The 15,660-nt window shown below is 39.4% G+C and carries 26 protein-coding genes and 1 pseudogene; 18 read left to right on the top strand and 9 right to left on the bottom strand.

The genetic code is table 11. The features are described from left to right. Positions 1-69: 69 nt before the first annotated feature. Positions 70-504: pseudogene (locus tag ACFSTH_RS08000) on the top strand (sigma-70 family RNA polymerase sigma factor); the annotation flags it as partial. 27 nt (positions 505-531) lie between these two features. Here the strand turns inward: ACFSTH_RS08000 and ACFSTH_RS08005 are convergent. The 8 genes from ACFSTH_RS08005 to ACFSTH_RS08040 form a co-directional block, all read right to left on the bottom strand. Beyond that, complete coding sequence (locus tag ACFSTH_RS08005; RefSeq protein WP_377772525.1) at positions 532-2,100, bottom strand: recombinase family protein; 1,569 nt, start codon at positions 2,098-2,100, stop codon at positions 532-534. Further along, positions 2,081-2,464, bottom strand: a complete 384-nt coding sequence (locus tag ACFSTH_RS08010) for a hypothetical protein (RefSeq protein ID WP_377772523.1) — start codon at positions 2,462-2,464, stop codon at positions 2,081-2,083. The genes ACFSTH_RS08005 and ACFSTH_RS08010 overlap by 20 nt, the downstream gene beginning before the upstream one ends. Next, the gene (locus ACFSTH_RS08015; RefSeq protein WP_377772521.1) at positions 2,451-3,071 is read right to left on the bottom strand and encodes an ImmA/IrrE family metallo-endopeptidase; all 621 of its coding nucleotides are present in this window, start codon (positions 3,069-3,071) and stop codon (positions 2,451-2,453) included. Before ACFSTH_RS08015 ends, ACFSTH_RS08010 begins: the two co-directional genes overlap by 14 nt. 90 nt (positions 3,072-3,161) lie before the next feature. After that, positions 3,162-3,434, bottom strand: a complete 273-nt coding sequence (locus tag ACFSTH_RS08020) for a hypothetical protein (RefSeq protein WP_377772519.1) — start codon at positions 3,432-3,434, stop codon at positions 3,162-3,164. Positions 3,435-3,522: 88 nt separating this feature from the next. Continuing rightward, on the bottom strand, positions 3,523-4,362 hold the full coding sequence (locus ACFSTH_RS08025) for a hypothetical protein (RefSeq protein WP_377772517.1): 840 nt from the start codon (positions 4,360-4,362) through the stop codon (positions 3,523-3,525). A 51-nt stretch (positions 4,363-4,413) separates the two neighbouring features. Then, complete coding sequence (locus ACFSTH_RS08030; protein WP_377772515.1) at positions 4,414-4,794, bottom strand: hypothetical protein; 381 nt, start codon at positions 4,792-4,794, stop codon at positions 4,414-4,416. A 155-nt stretch (positions 4,795-4,949) separates the two neighbouring features. Next, on the bottom strand, positions 4,950-5,498 hold the full coding sequence (locus tag ACFSTH_RS08035) for a hypothetical protein (RefSeq protein WP_377772513.1): 549 nt from the start codon (positions 5,496-5,498) through the stop codon (positions 4,950-4,952). Positions 5,499-5,549: 51 nt separating this feature from the next. Further along, complete coding sequence (locus ACFSTH_RS08040; protein WP_377772511.1) at positions 5,550-5,885, bottom strand: helix-turn-helix domain-containing protein; 336 nt, start codon at positions 5,883-5,885, stop codon at positions 5,550-5,552. A 164-nt stretch (positions 5,886-6,049) separates the two neighbouring features. Here ACFSTH_RS08040 and ACFSTH_RS08045 point away from each other — a divergent pair, with 164 nt between their 5' ends. Then, entirely contained in the window at positions 6,050-6,259 is a 210-nt protein-coding gene (locus ACFSTH_RS08045; protein WP_377772509.1) for a helix-turn-helix transcriptional regulator, read from the top strand. Positions 6,260-6,333: 74 nt separating this feature from the next. Further along, positions 6,334-6,501, top strand: coding sequence for a carboxypeptidase (locus tag ACFSTH_RS08050; protein WP_377772507.1), 168 nt, complete (start codon positions 6,334-6,336; stop codon positions 6,499-6,501). Between the two features lie 3 nt (positions 6,502-6,504). On the opposite strand, the gene ACFSTH_RS08055 is transcribed toward ACFSTH_RS08050, so the two are convergent. Next, positions 6,505-7,161 carry a DUF4145 domain-containing protein gene (locus tag ACFSTH_RS08055; RefSeq protein ID WP_377772505.1) on the bottom strand — a complete coding sequence of 219 codons (657 nt, stop codon included), beginning with the start codon at positions 7,159-7,161 and terminating at the stop codon, positions 6,505-6,507. A gap of 148 nt (positions 7,162-7,309) precedes the next feature. Between ACFSTH_RS08055 and ACFSTH_RS08060 the strand changes: the two genes are divergently transcribed. The 15 genes from ACFSTH_RS08060 to ACFSTH_RS08130 all read left to right on the top strand — a co-directional run bounded on the left by ACFSTH_RS08060 (position 7,310) and on the right by ACFSTH_RS08130 (position 15,658). Continuing rightward, positions 7,310-7,534: a hypothetical protein gene (locus ACFSTH_RS08060; RefSeq protein ID WP_377772503.1), complete on the top strand. Its 225-nt coding sequence runs from the start codon at positions 7,310-7,312 to the stop codon at positions 7,532-7,534. A 6-nt stretch (positions 7,535-7,540) separates the two neighbouring features. Next, positions 7,541-7,693 carry a hypothetical protein gene (locus tag ACFSTH_RS08065; RefSeq protein ID WP_377772501.1) on the top strand — a complete coding sequence of 51 codons (153 nt, stop codon included), beginning with the start codon at positions 7,541-7,543 and terminating at the stop codon, positions 7,691-7,693. Between the two features lie 124 nt (positions 7,694-7,817). Next, positions 7,818-8,066 (top strand): helix-turn-helix domain-containing protein, encoded by a 249-nt coding sequence (locus tag ACFSTH_RS08070; protein WP_377772499.1) that lies wholly within the window; start codon positions 7,818-7,820, stop codon positions 8,064-8,066. A 5-nt stretch (positions 8,067-8,071) separates the two neighbouring features. Next, the gene (locus tag ACFSTH_RS08075) at positions 8,072-8,374 is read left to right on the top strand and encodes a hypothetical protein (RefSeq protein WP_377772497.1); all 303 of its coding nucleotides are present in this window, start codon (positions 8,072-8,074) and stop codon (positions 8,372-8,374) included. Beyond that, a complete protein-coding gene (locus ACFSTH_RS08080; RefSeq protein ID WP_377772495.1) occupies positions 8,352-8,582 on the top strand; it encodes a hypothetical protein in 231 nt (76 codons plus the stop codon). The genes ACFSTH_RS08075 and ACFSTH_RS08080 overlap by 23 nt, the downstream gene beginning before the upstream one ends. A gap of 25 nt (positions 8,583-8,607) precedes the next feature. Next, the gene (locus ACFSTH_RS08085) at positions 8,608-8,859 is read left to right on the top strand and encodes an AbrB/MazE/SpoVT family DNA-binding domain-containing protein (RefSeq protein WP_377772493.1); all 252 of its coding nucleotides are present in this window, start codon (positions 8,608-8,610) and stop codon (positions 8,857-8,859) included. A gap of 223 nt (positions 8,860-9,082) precedes the next feature. Continuing rightward, positions 9,083-9,406 carry a VVA0879 family protein gene (locus tag ACFSTH_RS08090; protein WP_377772491.1) on the top strand — a complete coding sequence of 108 codons (324 nt, stop codon included), beginning with the start codon at positions 9,083-9,085 and terminating at the stop codon, positions 9,404-9,406. 65 nt (positions 9,407-9,471) lie between these two features. Further along, the gene (locus tag ACFSTH_RS08095) at positions 9,472-9,801 is read left to right on the top strand and encodes a hypothetical protein (protein ID WP_377772489.1); all 330 of its coding nucleotides are present in this window, start codon (positions 9,472-9,474) and stop codon (positions 9,799-9,801) included. After that, positions 9,802-10,767 (top strand): hypothetical protein, encoded by a 966-nt coding sequence (locus tag ACFSTH_RS08100; RefSeq protein WP_377772487.1) that lies wholly within the window; start codon positions 9,802-9,804, stop codon positions 10,765-10,767. Further along, complete coding sequence (locus ACFSTH_RS08105) at positions 10,764-11,933, top strand: metallophosphoesterase family protein (protein WP_377772485.1); 1,170 nt, start codon at positions 10,764-10,766, stop codon at positions 11,931-11,933. The genes ACFSTH_RS08100 and ACFSTH_RS08105 overlap by 4 nt, the downstream gene beginning before the upstream one ends. Further along, positions 11,930-12,310: a hypothetical protein gene (locus ACFSTH_RS08110; RefSeq protein ID WP_377772483.1), complete on the top strand. Its 381-nt coding sequence runs from the start codon at positions 11,930-11,932 to the stop codon at positions 12,308-12,310. The genes ACFSTH_RS08105 and ACFSTH_RS08110 overlap by 4 nt, the downstream gene beginning before the upstream one ends. After that, positions 12,307-14,841 (top strand): AAA family ATPase, encoded by a 2,535-nt coding sequence (locus ACFSTH_RS08115; RefSeq protein WP_377772481.1) that lies wholly within the window; start codon positions 12,307-12,309, stop codon positions 14,839-14,841. Before ACFSTH_RS08110 ends, ACFSTH_RS08115 begins: the two co-directional genes overlap by 4 nt. Beyond that, the gene (locus ACFSTH_RS08120; protein ID WP_377772479.1) at positions 14,834-15,046 is read left to right on the top strand and encodes a hypothetical protein; all 213 of its coding nucleotides are present in this window, start codon (positions 14,834-14,836) and stop codon (positions 15,044-15,046) included. Before ACFSTH_RS08115 ends, ACFSTH_RS08120 begins: the two co-directional genes overlap by 8 nt. A 175-nt stretch (positions 15,047-15,221) precedes the next feature. Then, positions 15,222-15,509 carry a hypothetical protein gene (locus ACFSTH_RS08125; protein ID WP_377772477.1) on the top strand — a complete coding sequence of 96 codons (288 nt, stop codon included), beginning with the start codon at positions 15,222-15,224 and terminating at the stop codon, positions 15,507-15,509. After that, positions 15,506-15,658 carry a DUF6906 family protein gene (locus ACFSTH_RS08130; protein WP_377772475.1) on the top strand — a complete coding sequence of 51 codons (153 nt, stop codon included), beginning with the start codon at positions 15,506-15,508 and terminating at the stop codon, positions 15,656-15,658. Before ACFSTH_RS08125 ends, ACFSTH_RS08130 begins: the two co-directional genes overlap by 4 nt. The last annotated feature ends 2 nt before the right edge of the window (positions 15,659-15,660 follow it).

Genomic DNA, 15,660 nt, shown 5'->3' on the forward strand with positions numbered 1-15,660 from the left:
ACGAATCCAATAGCTGACTAACAAGAAACAGCTTATTCGTAACATAACATCATGGAGGTGTAGCAGTGTATGGCTGGATTACTTGCGTCAATTGCGTTGTTTATAAAACAAATATCATTGTTAGTTTCTTATGTGAAAAACAATGCATTTCCACAGCCGCTAAAAGAAGATCAAGAAGCGAAACATTTAGCACTTATGGCGGAAGGTAATGCTGAATCAAGAAATATTCTTATCGAACATAATTTACGCCTTGTTGCACACATAGTTAAAAAATTCGACAACACAGGAGAAGACCAAGAAGATCTGATCAGTATTGGAACAATCGGATTGATCAAAGCAATTGAAAGCTTCCAAACTGGAAAAGGTACGAAACTAGCTACATTTGCAGCCAGATGTATAGAAAATGAAATACTGATGCACCTTCGATCGTTAAAAAAAGTGCGTAAAGATGTTTCGTTGCATGATCCGATCGGAACGGATAAGGAAGGTAATGAAATAACCCTTAGTCTATAGACATATGAAACCGCAGCTTCAATCAGGAAACTGCGGGAACACAACTAGCGAGAAATCATCATTTCGCTGGTTTTTTTCTTTTTTATAGATGCAATAATCAACAACGGATTTTAAAATGAAGTTTTTTTCGGAAGGTTCGTTAGAGTTATGATACAGAATAATAGCGGATTCGATTTTCGGAATAATGTCATGTCGAGCTTTATTACGTTTTTCATCTAATTCAAGTGCTGCTGTTAAATCAGTAATCGATTGTTCTGCAACATGAATCCGTTCTGCAATTTCTTTGGAACGAGCGAGAAACAATTCTTCGTTATAAATACCTCTTTCCAGTAAATCAAATAGATTGTTTTTTTGCACGGACAGATCATCAAGTTCTTTTTGCTTTTCTTTTAGCAGCTTTGTTTTCATTCTACGAATATCGTGATCAGGATTGTGATCATCTTCTGGTTTATAATTGAGCCATTTGTTTCGATAATCTTCCATCCAACTTTCTAGCCCTTCGATTAATTTGGATTCCACATATATGTACTTACTGCTTTTATTATCGCAACTTTTGTATGTACACATAATATGAGCATCCGCATTCACGTAAGGACGATAGACCATTGACGATCCACAATTACCGCATCGGATTAATCCAGCAAGTGGGTTAGTTATACCGTTAACTAACTGGTAGGGGACATGATATTTTTTCCCTAATATGCGCTGTGCTTTAGCAAAGACTTCTTCTTCAATTAGAGGTTCATGCCTACCTTGAATATCAATCCAGTTCTCCCGTGGTTGCAAAGCGACTTCTCTACGCTTACCAGGTACTTTCGATTTGGAGCTACGTTTCTTTCCCCACTGTATTCTGCCAATGTATACTTCGTTTTTTAATATATTAAGTACGGTGCTTGCTTCCCATGCTTTTCCACTATAGGTTTCTACTTTCATTTGATTAAGTTTGGTCGCAATTTTACTTGAACCAGCTCGCTTAGCCGGATCATCGTGTGTGTACAGTGAGAATATCAATGTGACAATACCCGCTTGATCGGGATGGGGGACCAATGTCCGGCCAATCGTATCTTGGTGTAAGTCATAACCGAATGGGGGACGAGTACCTAAGTAATTTCCTTCTTGTACGGAGCGTCTGCGTCCGCCTTGCATTCGTTTTGTAATTTGTTTGAGCTCCATCCGAGCCAGGAAGGACCTAACTTCAACATTGAATTCTCCTGCTTCGTTATTCATATCAAATACATCTACTGGTGTAACGATGAGTGTTTCGCTTTCTTTGAACGTTCGTTCTATAATCCCTTGATCAATTTTATCCCCACGTCCGAACCGATCAATATCCATGACCAGCACACCAGCAGGAGGTTTGGCTTCCAAATCTTTGAGCATACGTAGCATTTCGGGACGATGTAATATGCTTTCCCCGCTAGCGGTTTCTGCATAAATTTGAGTAATCGTTAAGTTACGATCTTTGGCAAGTTGCAACAATGCTTTCCGATGTTTCGCTAACGTTTCCCCTTCGCCGCGGGCTTCTGCTTCCAGATCAGCACGGCTTTTCCGTAAATACATCCAATATTCACCTTGCGGCAAATTCATGTTGCTTCCTCCAATCGATGATATATTCAAGTGTATCTTCTATATCTGCTATTCGTAAAATTAAGCGTGTAATATCAAGCACGTGGTGTGCAAAATTACTTTGTGTCTTGTGAAGTTCCTCTTTTATATAAGGTAAGTTAATTCCGATTTGGTTTGTTACTTGTGTCCTTACGAGTGCATGTGCAGGTATATTTATAGCTGGAAAATCGAATAGTTCCCCATATGATATGTATGCAAAGGGAGCGATAATATCAATATGTAACATACTATTCCAACAAAAATCTGCCGATTCCACTAACACCCATACTGGATTTTTACAATAAGCTTCGCCTGTATATTCATATAAGACGTTAATGTTGTACATGATAAGGTGCATTCCTTTCTGCTACTTGCTGATGTAATTGATTCAAAATTCGTTTAGTTTCGCTGCTGTACTCGTATGTAGCTGGTTTAGGTTTAGTTTGATTTATGTAGTCTCTATCTTGTTGTTCTTGCTGGATGCGATTTAATATTTGCACAACTCGTTTTCGTACGAAACTATAAGGTAATTGAAATATATCTACTAAACAAAGAACGTAGTCGTCATAGGAACCGTAAATAACGTTCGGAATCATGTAGTAGGGAATAGCAGCATAATATTGGAATCTAGCACTTTGAGCTTCTTGCAAGTTTTTAAATAGTTCATGCATTTGATGCTGATCGCCAGCATGAAGAACACAATGCGCTGCTTCGTGATAAAAGATTACTTTTTGTTGTATGTAGGGATCCTGTTGGTTTAATACAACGATACCGATATCATCATCCCAATCAGCAAACGGTTTGCCATCATAATAACCTAATTCTATATTGAAAGCAGCTGAAACGTTATCAATCGTCAAATCATCAGGTGTGTGTATACCGTGTTGTTTGTAACACTGTTCTATCTTCAATTCTAAATGGGCTGGTCTGTAGAGATTCATATCTATTGCCATATGAGTACCTCCGCTAGTAAGTATTATAAAACAAAAAAGAAACATATGTTCTATTTTGAGGTTAAAAGAAAAGCCCTGAAGGGCTGGGTATTATCTGTTTTTTAACATTTCTATATCTGTCTTGAGCTTCAACTGTTCACGATTTAGAATATCAATACCAAACTCATGTGTGTTCAAGGTAGACGCTGTTTTCTTATCGGATTCTTTTATTAACTCCAAAGATTCAAGAGTAGCACGGCGAATCAATGGGATGTCGGAGGTGTCGGCTTTGATCGAATTCATTGTTTCTTCAATGCTACTTATTCGATCATCAAGATGATTAAGTTTTTCGAGAATTTGCTTTAATATTTTTTCACTCATCATTAGCCAGCCTCCTATAACTTAAATTAAGTATACAATGGGTGATGGGAAAATGCATCTGTTGAATTTTTGAATGATACACTGAATACTATTATTCCGGTTCTTTGCCACCTAATGCTTCATAAGCATCTAACACATTACGTAAAGCTTTCTTTTCTGCTTCTATAACAAACCAATCAAAATAGTATTGATCACCTTGATGTCTAATAATTGTTGTTTCAGAATCGATAATAGCAGTAATTATGTTATAGATTTCATTCGTTACAAGAGCATCATAATATTCCCAAACTTTACCATCTTTATTATCTCTTTTTATTTTTCCGTTCGATGGATTGATGTTGAATGTAGTGTCATCTACTTTAATAATATAGGAATCTACAAATACCCACTCATATCCCGAATATTGCAAACGAATTCTAAGCCAAGGATATCCAGTTGTTTGTTCACCAAAATACAAAGCAAAGCTACTTCTATCTACACCCTCAGTTGTTGTTTTGTCGTGATACCAAGTTATATCTTTAACAAGATCATAATTAGTACGCATTTTTTCTATTTTTTCTTCTAATCGCTTCTCCTCAGCGGCTTGTTTTTTAGCAGCTTCTTTTTTTTCCTGTTCTTTTTCCTGTTCTAATTTTTCGGACAATGTAGTAATTAGTTTTTCTATAGCATTAATCTGCTCTACGGATGTCGGATATTTATCAGTTAGTACAGTTAATGTATCTTTAATCCCATCCAAGTCTTTTTTATAAAAAAATTGTTGTGCTTTTGCATGTAAGACATTAGGACCATTCTGCAAGTCCTCCGGTTTACTTTCCGTCGTGAGCACTATTTGTTCTTCTTTTACTTGTGAAAGCTCTGAGGTATTAGAAATAGCAGTACATCCTGTTATAACTGATAACAATATTAGAGCGATTAGAATTTTATATTTCAAATGTGATCATTCCTGTTGGATCCCCATCGGCTGAGGTACTTGCTTGAAAGATTAGTCCAGTGATTTCATTTTGTATCCTTTTGCAGCATCTAGATTCATCTTTGAATTACTTGAGCTAGGCCTTTTAGCTGCGTAATTTGGTTTATTGTCCGAATCTGTGGAGGATGCTAGGCTGTACTTAAGATCATTCATGTCTTCTTCTATATAAATCAGCTTTTCCAGTATTAATGCGAACGTAAAGAATAAAACACCCGATATGATACCAATTATCCACCACGTTAGAGCAACTGACCACTGAAAAGGGATTTCAATACTTCTACCTAGTATTTTTTCAACACCACTATAGCTTTTTGCACTTGTATATCCATTAATAGCTCCACCAATAATTGTTAACACCCCGATAATCCTTAAAATCATTGGCATAATTATCACCTAATAAATTCCCCATCGGCTGGGGGAGTTGCTTCAAACATTAAAAGAAAAGCCCAAAGGGCTTATTGTTTATCATTTTTCTAAGTCTGTTACAGGAGTTGAAATTAAATCTGAAAGAACTAAACCAGAAGTTTAGATCAGCTTTAACAGTTTGTTTACTGATAAACATCTAAGAAAGAAGTTTTCTTGAGAATTTCTTTTATGAGTTCGCTGTATTCGTAGATATCAACGTCTCCTTTTCCAAATTGTAGACTTGTCATTACAATAGTTGTTCTGAACTCAAAATTCTTATAATCATTATTGTTATTAAGTGCTGAAACAAAATTAGAGATCGTAGTTCCTTTAGGTGAATTTATTTTTATTAGTTCATTAAACGATAGTTGGATATCTTTAACATGTTCAAGTAGTTTTGTATCATTACCAGCCTGTAACAGCTTAGCTAAGTGATTTTCTAGATCCTTTATAATAGATTGCGCTTCATTAACAGCAATTAGTTCTTTTTTTGCTTTTTGCATTTGTGTTCTGACTTCTGTATTTTCATGAAGAGATAATGCCTTTTCATATACCTCGATCGAACTTTCAAGCTGATGATTATCATACAGTTCATCTGCTTGTATTTTTAAATTGTTAGCCTCTTTTTCATTTGAGCATGCAGTTAATAAAATAGATAATACGATGAAAAGTAAACCTAATTTTTTATACACTGAGATTTCACCTGATAAAATTCCCCATCGGCTGAGGTACTTGCTATAACATTATTGTTTTCTTTTCTTCCTCAATAATTTAATAAAATCATCTGCTGCTTGAATTTCTTCCTCAGTCCAGTCCTTACCACCGTCTAAATAGGCACGACCAGAATTAGATGGTTTATCACTATTTGCGCTTGTTGATGAATCATCGGTTCTACCTAAAAGGTAATCAACTGAAACATCGAAAAAATCAGCTAGGCTTTGTAATGTTTCCGTATCTGGAGAACGATTACCACTTTCGTAACCTGATATAGAGACGTGTGTCACATTTACTTTCTCGGCAAGTTGTTTTTGCGTTAATTTATGTGAAGTTCTTAAATTCTTTAAACGAGAACCTAGCATATAAACCACTCCTTAGTATCATTATAATTTAACGAAGTGTTAAATCAAATGAAAAATGAGTTGTAGAAAGAAGATTTAACTAAATAGAAAATTTGTTGTTGACTTTAACTTGTTGTTAAGTTATATTTTATTTAACACCAAGTTAAGTTAAGGAGGTTGATAAAGTGAACTTAGATAACTTACAAAAATTTCGTCAAAGTAAGGGTATATCTTATCAGAAAATGGCTCAAGAATTAGGAATTACTTTTCAATCTTATTGGATGATTGAAAATGGTAAGAGAGGGATGTCTTATGAAATGGCAATAAAAATAGCGAATATTCTAGAAACCACACCTGACAATATTTTTTTGAACAATAATTTAACTACAGGTTAATTCGGAGGGCTAGTAAGTGTTACAACTAAAGAAATAGACCAGACAAACAACGTCTCAGGAGGGAGGTGGGGTAGGTGGATACTCAAAAATATCCGCGGAGAGGAACAGATAGTGCACGGGTTATTCGAGTGATAGAAACTAAAGCCGCTCGAGGTTTGGGTACTGAAGAAGACCCTATGAGGGTCGTCATTCAGTATTGGAGCTTTGACGGAAGACTGTTGGCTGAAAATGATTCTAAATGATTGTTATGTTTTATTACGTTGTACCCGTTTGCTTTCGTCAATTTGAATTATTTCAGCATAAAGTTGTACTTGTTCGTGACGTTGTATGTACCATTGCTCGATTAACAATTCAATTAATTTAATAAGTTTGGTGGCTTCTTCTGGCTGAATATCAATAATTAAGTTAACATCTTTTTCCATGTGAGCGCCAATGTTACCTATGCGACGAATTCCGTCAATTACTCGCCATTGTGCAGCAGGGACTAAGTTCTTTAATTCATCCATTTCATCTACGAGTCTTTTTTTGGAAATATTCCAAAAATCACGAATCATACCTTGAAGACAGCGGCGTGAGAGTGTTGCTGAAGCTTTAGGACTAAGATTCACAATTGCACAAGCTTCTTCATAATCACTGCGAATAGGTTTAGGAATATAATCAGGAAATTGTATAGCAAAAGATTGTGGAAATAAAGGAGTAACGATATCGATATTTTCTACTCCAGAGCCTATTGAATACACACATGTTTTATCGCAACCCGGACATTTATGATATACCAAAGTAATGTTTACGTCTTGCTGGTGTTTAGTGTTCTCTAAATAAAAAGAGCTTTGATAAATCCTAAGCGTGCTTGAGTTCTCGCTCATAATACGCCTACAAAATGGGCAAGTAAATCCAGCCATTAGTCTATCATCCTTTCTATGAATATGTGATCTGGACAATCTCATTTTAACAGAGAAGGAGTAATAAGCACAGAAGGGAGGTGAGAAATTGAATAGGGTAGTCCACTCGAATATGCAGCATATACATCCCAATGGGAGGGATGTAACTATGGCAAAAAAGAAACGTGAGACTAAACGGGAAGAAATAGTTCGTCTTGCCAATGGAGATGCAAATATTGTAAAGACCATTCATAACGGAGATACAGTTATACACTTCGCAGACAATTCATACAGCGATAAAACCCCAGAAGAAATTGAGGAAGCCATTGCTCATCACTGGCACGTTGCTTGGCAGGTTGTAAAGTCGATGCGTGAAAGAGGTGAGGACATATGAAATGAGGTGAGCAAATTGGAAATCGGATTTTCGGATGTAAAGGAAATACTTCAAACTTCTGATGAAGAGCAAGTAAATGAAATGTTAGAAGATGGCTGGATTTTGCTTGATGCTACTCGTGGAAATCTTAAATATCTATTTTTATTGGTACGTGTTTGAGGGTAAGCCGCCGATCTGCTAGCCGTTCCGGCGGCGATGGGGATTGTAGGGGAACAATATAACTTAATTTTACAGCAAGAAACACCTGCAAGTCCTCTCGAATTTAGAGAAGGGAGGAATCAACTTGAACTTTGGTGTGATCGTAAAAGCTATCAGAGTTAGAAAAGGTTGGACCCAAGAGGAGCTTGCGGATCAGTTACATATGTCTCGCAGCGCAATCGGAAAGCTGGAGAATGATCAGCAAACGTTGGATGTGCCGACGCTAATGCGGTTGGTCAGTGTTACTGGGGAGCCAGCCATTGCAGTATCAATTATGTTGGGTATGGATGGGATTACACTATTACAGCAGTTTATGAGTTTTATAGGAGGGTGATTGAAATGTCGAGAGAACAATTAGCTGCGGATGCATTGGCTGCAGGTCAAGCAGCGAAACATAATCTTCGCTGGATGGACAAGCATCCAGAACGAGTAAATCAAAATAAGCGTGATGGTATGGAAGTGTATTTGAATAATATGATTCGGTTTTCAGAAATAGAAATGAAAAATGCCCGCCGGGCAGGGCGAGCATCACTTCGAAACAATTTGAAAAATCTCTTGAAATCTATTGTAGCATTCGAAACTAAAGCAAGCAATACAGGAAAAGAAAAAGGTGATCGACATGACATACGTTCCACATCCTGATAAGCCAGGTGAAATTAATACTATACGTAAAGCAATTGACGAATTAATAGAATGCCAATCAGTTGGCGGTGGCATCGACTTAATCAAATTAAATAGTTGGTTGCAATTGTACCCATATCAAATGTTGGAGGCAGCTGAAGTACTAGATAGTATATTAGACGAGCATTATCCACCAGGGAAACTAATAGAAACTGAGCAGATTGCTTAAGTAATTATAAAGAGGAGCGATATAAATGAAAGCAACTGGAATTGTAAGACGTGTAGACGAATTAGGACGGGTGGTTATTCCGAAAGAAATGAGAAAGTCATTCGGAATGAATGAAGGTGAACCGATTGAGTTTTACGTAAGAGATCAGGATATTATTCTACGAAAATATCAACCTGGTTGCGTGATTAGTGGCACTTTAGAAGATTTGGTTGAATTTCAAGGCAAGCAATATAGTAAAGAAATCATCAGGCGTATGGCAAGGAAAGCAGGTATCTAGTTATCGGACAAGGTTCAACCTTGTCTCAGAGCATCAAACTTACACCCCCAAGTTCGGTGTTCTGAGATGCGGTTGACGCATCAATAAAAAAAAGGAGGATTACGATGGGCGAAGCTGCTGAAATGGTTTTTGAAGGTTTGTTATGTAAAGTTTGTGGGAGTTATATCGATGGCGAGGAGCCGGGTTATCCGCGAAGCTGTGAAGATTGCGAGGAGGCATAGACATGATCAAACAAACACTTGATGAATGGCGTAACGAAGCAATGGAACGATTCGGAGAAAAAACTTCACAGTGGAAATTCACATGTCCACGTTGTCAAAACAGCCAGTCTCCGCAGGATTTTGTAGATGCCGGTATTGCTCAGCAAGAAGCAGCTAATATGTCTTACCAGCAATGTATTGGTCGCAAGGTTACAGGAAAGGGTTGTGACTGGGTGGCCTATGGATTGCTTGGAACGCTTGGACAAGGAAGGGTTGTTGTAGCACCTGACGGTAGAGAAGTTGAAGTGTTTAATTTTGCAGAGCAACAAAAAAATAGCCCGCGGTAACGGACTATCACAAAACAAATTAATTGCTCTCATTTTAACATGGGGGCTGTGAGGAGGCAACAATAATGAACAAACAATCAATTATTGAAAGACTTTTAGCGCTGCCGAAAGAGATCGCTGCAGCTGAGGAAGCAGTAATTTCAGCAAACAAAGCTGTACAGGACGCGAAAAATGCTTTGCAGGGACATGAGTATGTACTCCTTACTTCCGGAGCGATTGACGGTAAGAATGCGGAAATCCGTTCGGCTCAGTTGCGTTCATTTACATCAGAGCAACATGAAGCAGTTACCCAAGCGGAATATAATCTTGTCCGAATTAAGAATCACTTGGCTTTACTGTACAACGAGTTCAGAGCACTACAAACAGTAGCGGATCTTTTAAAGGGGGCGGCTTAATTGTCTGAAGCAAATCTTCAGGTACTGCCCCAATCCTCCGGTGGAAACACCGGGGGAGGGGCAATTATTGATCTTGAGTTCGGTAGCGTGGCTGATTTTCGTAAAAGGCTGGTTGATATGGAGCAAAAGTACAATTTTCTGCAAGAGTTTTTCCAAAAAATTATGGTTAAGGACGAAGATTTCGGTGTTGTTCCTGGTACTAAAAAGCCAAGCCTGTACAAGCCTGGAGCTGAGAAGTTGTGTGAGCTCTATGGTTTTGCCGCTATTGTCAAAAGCAAGGAAGAAGAGCGCGACTTTGATACGGGGTACTATCGGGTATGCTACACACTTCAATTAGTCCATCGAGCATCAGGAATAGTTGTTGGAGAGGGTGTTGGTGAGTGTAGCACATATGAATCGAAGTATCGCTGGCGTTGGGTTAATGAAAATAAAGTACCGGTTCACCTAGCTAAAGAAGATTTGTTGTTTGAAGAAAAAGATGGTTCTTATGGTCCATATAAGCAGTATCGTATTCCCAACGAAGATATGTTTTCGCAATGGAATACAGTTTTGAAAATGGCTTACAAACGTGCTTTTGTGGGCGTTACCCTTCAATGTACCCGTTCAAGTGGAATATTTACACAAGAAGAATCGGAAATGGACGAATATGCTGACGTTCCAAAAGAAGAAAGGAAACAAGGTGCGCAAGGTCGCACAGCCAATGCTAATAGCGGTCGTTACCAAGGTGGCAACCGATCTACTGGCGGAACTGCCCAGAAGAATCGAGTTTTGAATCTGATGAAACAGCAGGGGCTAGATTGGAACGGACTGGCGGACGCAGCGAGTGAAGCACTTCAAAGGCCTATTAAAAAAGTTATTGCTGATATCACTGCAGAAGCTGATTGGAAAACAGTTGGCGATTATCTTGAAGCTGATGACAGTCAAAATGATATCAGTTTCGACGATCTGCCGGAGGACCTCCGATGAAAATAGCCCACGTTGCAGATAGTCACTGGGGTTTTGGCTATCCTGGTCCGAATCCAGAATCGCGCTTTGAAGATATTACTCAAACAATGGATTGGGTAGCTGATCAGATTATTGGAGAGGGCTGTGATTTGGTATTGTTTGCTGGCGATGCATTTAAGGATGCACGTGTGTTTATTGATAGAGCTACTGCGGAGATTCAAGCATTTGTTGCTTGGCTCCGCAAGCTATCCGCTGCTGGTCTCGAGGTAATTGTCATTAGCGGTACACCTTCGCACGATGCAATAAGTGCTTATCTATTGATTGCAGAGATGCAGATACCTGGTGTGGAAGTGTTTACAGAGCCTGCTACTACGAATTACGGAGATATAGCGATCTGCTGTCTTCCCGGTATGAACAGATCGTCTTTTGCAACAAATTCACGTTATACAGGGTTACCACCACATGAATTTCATACAAAGATGACGGCAGATATTACTGCAGAATGTGCATATATGCGTGAGGAAGTAGAAGGTCAATCGGCTATTCTTCTATCCCACCTTACCTATGATTTAGCTGATACCGGGTTCGAAGATGCTCTACTACAGAATGAGCCTATTCTAACGGATGAAGCAGCTCAAATGTTTAACCTTGTCTGTCTTGGTCACATACATCGACCGCAACGAGCTGGTACTAATGTATTTTATAGCGGTGCACCAGAAAGGCATAACTTTGGAGACGAGCACACGACACCAGGATTCTGGATTCACGAAATACCACCGGCTCCTAAGCTGATTGTAGCTTCTACATTTATCCCAACACCAGCACGACAGTTCAAGACGATTGATTGGTGCGACATGGATATTGCGGCTTGGCTGGATGGTCAAGTAGATGATTTTGCTGATATTCAAGACGCAATCATCCGTGTTCGCTATTCTTGCAGTGAAGAGTTACAAAAGCAATTTGATCGGCGATCGCTGGAAAAGGCTCTGTATGATGCTGGTGCATTCTTTGTAGCTGAGATACGTGCTGAGGTTGAGAGATCGGAACGCATTCGCGATGCAGAAGTTACTGAGGGTCTAAACCCGTTAACAGCGTTAGGAGTATGGGGAACTAATCAGGAAATTAAAGAAGCAGAGATCGTTGAGCTTCAAGCTTTGACTACTGAGTTATTGGAGGGAAGTATATGAGTGGCTTGAATCCAAGAATATGTAGGGTCTGCGGCTGTACTGAGAACAATGCATGTGTACATGAGTGGGGAGCTTGTGGATGGTACGATGACACTCGAACGCTCTGCGATTCTCCTATATGTGTAGAGGAAATTCAACGGAATGAACAGTTTTATGGCTACTGTTACCCTGAGCCTGATGGTTGGCACACTCCTTCTGTAACGCTTAATTCGGCTGAAGAAGTTTTTCATTACACGCAACTACACGGTAGAACGGGAATGTTTCGTGAAGTACGTATAACGGATAGTGGCGATCATATTGTTGTTCAGATGATTGATGGCCAATACGTTTGGCCTGAAGAGTGGAAGCAGTTCAATAAGGAGGATGCTGCAGGATGATTCCTATACGACTTATTATTCATAATTTTAGAGCAATTGAACATGCCGACATCGATTTGTCGGCTGTCTCCTTAGCTGCTATTGCAGGCCGTAACGGGGCTGGCAAATCATCAGCCTTTACGATTGCTCCACGATATGCACTGTTTGGCGATGTAATCAGTGGTGTTAGCCTGGACGATCTTGTACGACGAGGTGCGTCAGATATGTCAGTAACGTTTGAGTTTGAGCACCAGGGCAATGTGTACAGAGCAATTCGAACACGTAGCACCAAGGGAAAAGGCAAGTCAACGCTCGAATTACAGAAGCGTGTCAACGGTCAGTGGGAAAGTCGTTCTGCTGAAAAAATTGTCGATACTGAGGCAGTCATTCGTAACTTGCTCAATTTGGACGATGAGACATTCACAGCTAGCTCTATGATACTGCAAGGACAAGCCAACGCATTTACAGGGGCAACTGCTGGTAAGCGTAAGGAGATTTTATCACAGATTCTTGGACTTCATATTTACGAAAAATTACAGGAATGCGCTCGTCAGCAAGCGAGTTCATTGCATATAGATATCGAAAAAATGAAAGACAAAATGCTACTGCTAGAAGAACGGATTGCTATAAAACCTATAAAAGAACAAGAACTATTGTTGCTTGAAGCACAACATATTAGTGTATTGGAAAACATCAAACAAGAGGAAACCACCATCAAATTAGCAGAAACTGAGCTAGCTATGCTGGATACCAAAAAGAATCGAATTGAACAAATTAATAAAGAACTGTTTACGCTAGATGAGGAACAAGATAGTTTGCAGAAAGAAAAAGTAGTGCAGTCGGAACGATTAGAACGTGCGAAAAAAATACTTGAGAATGAAGAAAACATTTTAGAGAAATCAGCAGAGTTGGAAAAAATCCAGCAACAGATATTGTCCTTGGAAACTCGGAAATCAGAACTAACTCGAATACAAACTGATTTTCTTACGTCACAAACAGAACTACAGCAACTGGACGATAACTTGGTTCAATTGGATGATCGTATTACGAAATTACAGCAAGAACTAGCTGGGAGAGAAGCATTGCGTGAACAATATGAATGCTACGAAAAAGAAATTGTAAAGTTACGTGATTGGGAAGTTAAAGCAGATACATGGAATTTATTAAGTGCTGAACTATCGGATATATCAAGTAAGAAAGAGCGAGAAGAGTCACAGTATAAGCTAAAAAAGCAACGATTAACCGATAGAATTGCTGCACTTGAAGAACAAGCAACACATTTACACGATAGCGGATGTTTACCTACATGTAAATATCAACAAGCTGCTGCATTAGCTTTAGAAGAACTTCCTAAACTACAACAGATATTGGCTGCACTTGATAGAACAGAAATAGATCAGCTAGCAGTTTTGATAGCTAATAAGCAAATGGAACAAGAAGCACTCGGATATGATTATGCTGCACATCGAGCATGCAAAGTACAAGTGGATCTACTTGTAGAAGCAGTTGCTGCATATGCGCAGTTGTCAAGCAAGGAAGAACTTCTGCAGCAACTTAAACAACAACAACATGAAAAACAGAATAGAAAACTTATGGAAACGAAGCGATTAGATACCTTACAAGAACAGCTATTAGAACTGGAACAATCGCTAGCGCCTTTAGTAGAGTTACATGCAAAAGTAACTGAATTGGAACGATGGGCAAAGCTTAAAGATCAAATTGCTGTCGCTCGTGAAATCAAGGTAACTGCTACAGAGCGACTTGCTTCCATTGCTAAAGCAATATCTGCGATAGAAAGCAAACAATTCGATGCATTGCAGGAACGAGATCGTTTGATGATCGACACACTTGATTATGAGCGTATCGGAACGTCACTCATTCATGCCAAAAGTCTGTTACAAGAACAACGTGAGCAACTAACATCTTTAGCTGAGCAGATCGGCGGCATAAAGGTAATTCTTCAGGCGATTGAGCTGGACCAGCAAGAACACAATCATTTAGTTAGTGAATTAGAGCCAAAAGCACTTCGCTGGACAAGGTATCAGACGCTCATAAAAGCATTCGGGCGAGACGGTATTCCAGCTTTAATTATAGAAAATGCTGTTCCACAGCTCGAGCGCATTGCCAATGAAATCCTTGGTCAGATGAGTAAAGGCAAGCACTATGTGCGATTCGAAACGCAACGCGAACTTAAGAGTCGTGCTGGTGTGACAGAAACACTTGATATTCTAATTGGCGACTGGACAAGTGAGAGACCATACGAGACCTTCAGCGGTGGCGAACAACTTCGTATTGACTATGCAATTCGTTTTGCACTAGCAGAGCTTCTAGCTCAGCGTGCTGGCAGTAAGGTTGAGTGGCTAACGATCGACGAAGGATTAGGCAGTCAAGATGCTGAACATCGTGCCCTCGTTTTGGAATCTATCAAATCAGTTGCTAGTAGGTTTAAGAGAGTGCTTGTCATAACCCACATTGAGGATGCACAAGCTGCATTTGACCAGGTAATTCGTTTTGATAATGACGATGGTGGAGTTGAGATATTAGTTGCTTGATCCTATCTACGATGATTATGGCGTGCCACTATGTCGATCAGGTGTTTCAGAACGGATATGGGGACTATATCATCAAGATTTGGAGTTATTCAAACAAGAGGTAAGGAAATACTTCGAGCGGGGTTATCCTGGCTGGACGGTAGTAAGAGTCAATTACAAGCATCGTATCATTTGGTTGCGTGATGATCGGAGGCGAAGCGTTTGAGCGTGGAGCAGCTAGACTTATTTAATTTGGACGAGTCTGTTCAAGTGCATAATCAGACTGAGTTAAGAGGCTTTTATTACGAGGAGCTGACCAAGCGGTTCGTCTCCTTTGCAAACGGGAAAAGGTATTTTGAAATATTGGCCAGTCGGTGTAGACCACCGAAATGGCCAAAAGAATGGCAAGATCAAATTATGAGGGAGCGATCAATTTGAATAAATACAGTATCGAAATTAAACGGTTGATGGACCAGGCTGCAGCAGATGGTGCATCAAAGCAAGTCATTCAAGAAGTTACTAGAATTCTCGGGGCTCACGCAGCACAGCAAGCTAAATCCCCGGAAGAAGTACCAACTATGCTTAGAGATATTCTAGAACAAGCATCTAAAGGAATTACTGCCGGCATGCTCATGTATCACGGCAGGCATGGCGTAATGGACATCCATATGATGCAGGTCAAAGGATGAAGAAAGGAAAACGACCAACACGCCGTCAAAAACAATTGATTCATATGGCAGGTTTAAACGCAGAAAACTGGTTAGTAGTTAAAAGTTTACCAACACATTTGCACTTAGTTCATCGTTATACGACAACAACGAAGATCATTGTAATTTAGGA

The organism is Paenibacillus yanchengensis (assembly GCF_042684845.1).
Taxonomy (GTDB): Bacteria; Bacillota; Bacilli; order Paenibacillales; family Paenibacillaceae; genus Pristimantibacillus; species Pristimantibacillus yanchengensis.

Excerpts from the sequence above, each read along its gene's own strand:
- ACFSTH_RS08005 (WP_377772525.1), bottom strand. The coding sequence starts at position 2,100 with ATGAATTTGCCGCAAGGTGAATATTGGATGTATTTACGGAAAAGCCGT.
- ACFSTH_RS08010 (WP_377772523.1), bottom strand. The coding sequence starts at position 2,464 with ATGTACAACATTAACGTCTTATATGAATATACAGGCGAAGCTTATTGT.
- ACFSTH_RS08015 (WP_377772521.1), bottom strand. The coding sequence starts at position 3,071 with ATGGCAATAGATATGAATCTCTACAGACCAGCCCATTTAGAATTGAAG.
- ACFSTH_RS08020 (WP_377772519.1), bottom strand. The coding sequence starts at position 3,434 with ATGATGAGTGAAAAAATATTAAAGCAAATTCTCGAAAAACTTAATCAT.
- ACFSTH_RS08040 (WP_377772511.1), bottom strand. The coding sequence starts at position 5,885 with ATGCTAGGTTCTCGTTTAAAGAATTTAAGAACTTCACATAAATTAACG.
- ACFSTH_RS08055 (WP_377772505.1), bottom strand. The coding sequence starts at position 7,161 with ATGGCTGGATTTACTTGCCCATTTTGTAGGCGTATTATGAGCGAGAAC.
- ACFSTH_RS08060 (WP_377772503.1), top strand. The coding sequence starts at position 7,310 with ATGGCAAAAAAGAAACGTGAGACTAAACGGGAAGAAATAGTTCGTCTT.
- ACFSTH_RS08075 (WP_377772497.1), top strand. The coding sequence starts at position 8,072 with ATGTCGAGAGAACAATTAGCTGCGGATGCATTGGCTGCAGGTCAAGCA.
- ACFSTH_RS08080 (WP_377772495.1), top strand. The coding sequence starts at position 8,352 with ATGACATACGTTCCACATCCTGATAAGCCAGGTGAAATTAATACTATA.
- ACFSTH_RS08085 (WP_377772493.1), top strand. The coding sequence starts at position 8,608 with ATGAAAGCAACTGGAATTGTAAGACGTGTAGACGAATTAGGACGGGTG.
- ACFSTH_RS08090 (WP_377772491.1), top strand. The coding sequence starts at position 9,083 with ATGATCAAACAAACACTTGATGAATGGCGTAACGAAGCAATGGAACGA.
- ACFSTH_RS08095 (WP_377772489.1), top strand. The coding sequence starts at position 9,472 with ATGAACAAACAATCAATTATTGAAAGACTTTTAGCGCTGCCGAAAGAG.
- ACFSTH_RS08105 (WP_377772485.1), top strand. The coding sequence starts at position 10,764 with ATGAAAATAGCCCACGTTGCAGATAGTCACTGGGGTTTTGGCTATCCT.
- ACFSTH_RS08110 (WP_377772483.1), top strand. The coding sequence starts at position 11,930 with ATGAGTGGCTTGAATCCAAGAATATGTAGGGTCTGCGGCTGTACTGAG.
- ACFSTH_RS08115 (WP_377772481.1), top strand. The coding sequence starts at position 12,307 with ATGATTCCTATACGACTTATTATTCATAATTTTAGAGCAATTGAACAT.
- ACFSTH_RS08125 (WP_377772477.1), top strand. The coding sequence starts at position 15,222 with ATGGCAAGATCAAATTATGAGGGAGCGATCAATTTGAATAAATACAGT.
- ACFSTH_RS08130 (WP_377772475.1), top strand. The coding sequence starts at position 15,506 with ATGAAGAAAGGAAAACGACCAACACGCCGTCAAAAACAATTGATTCAT.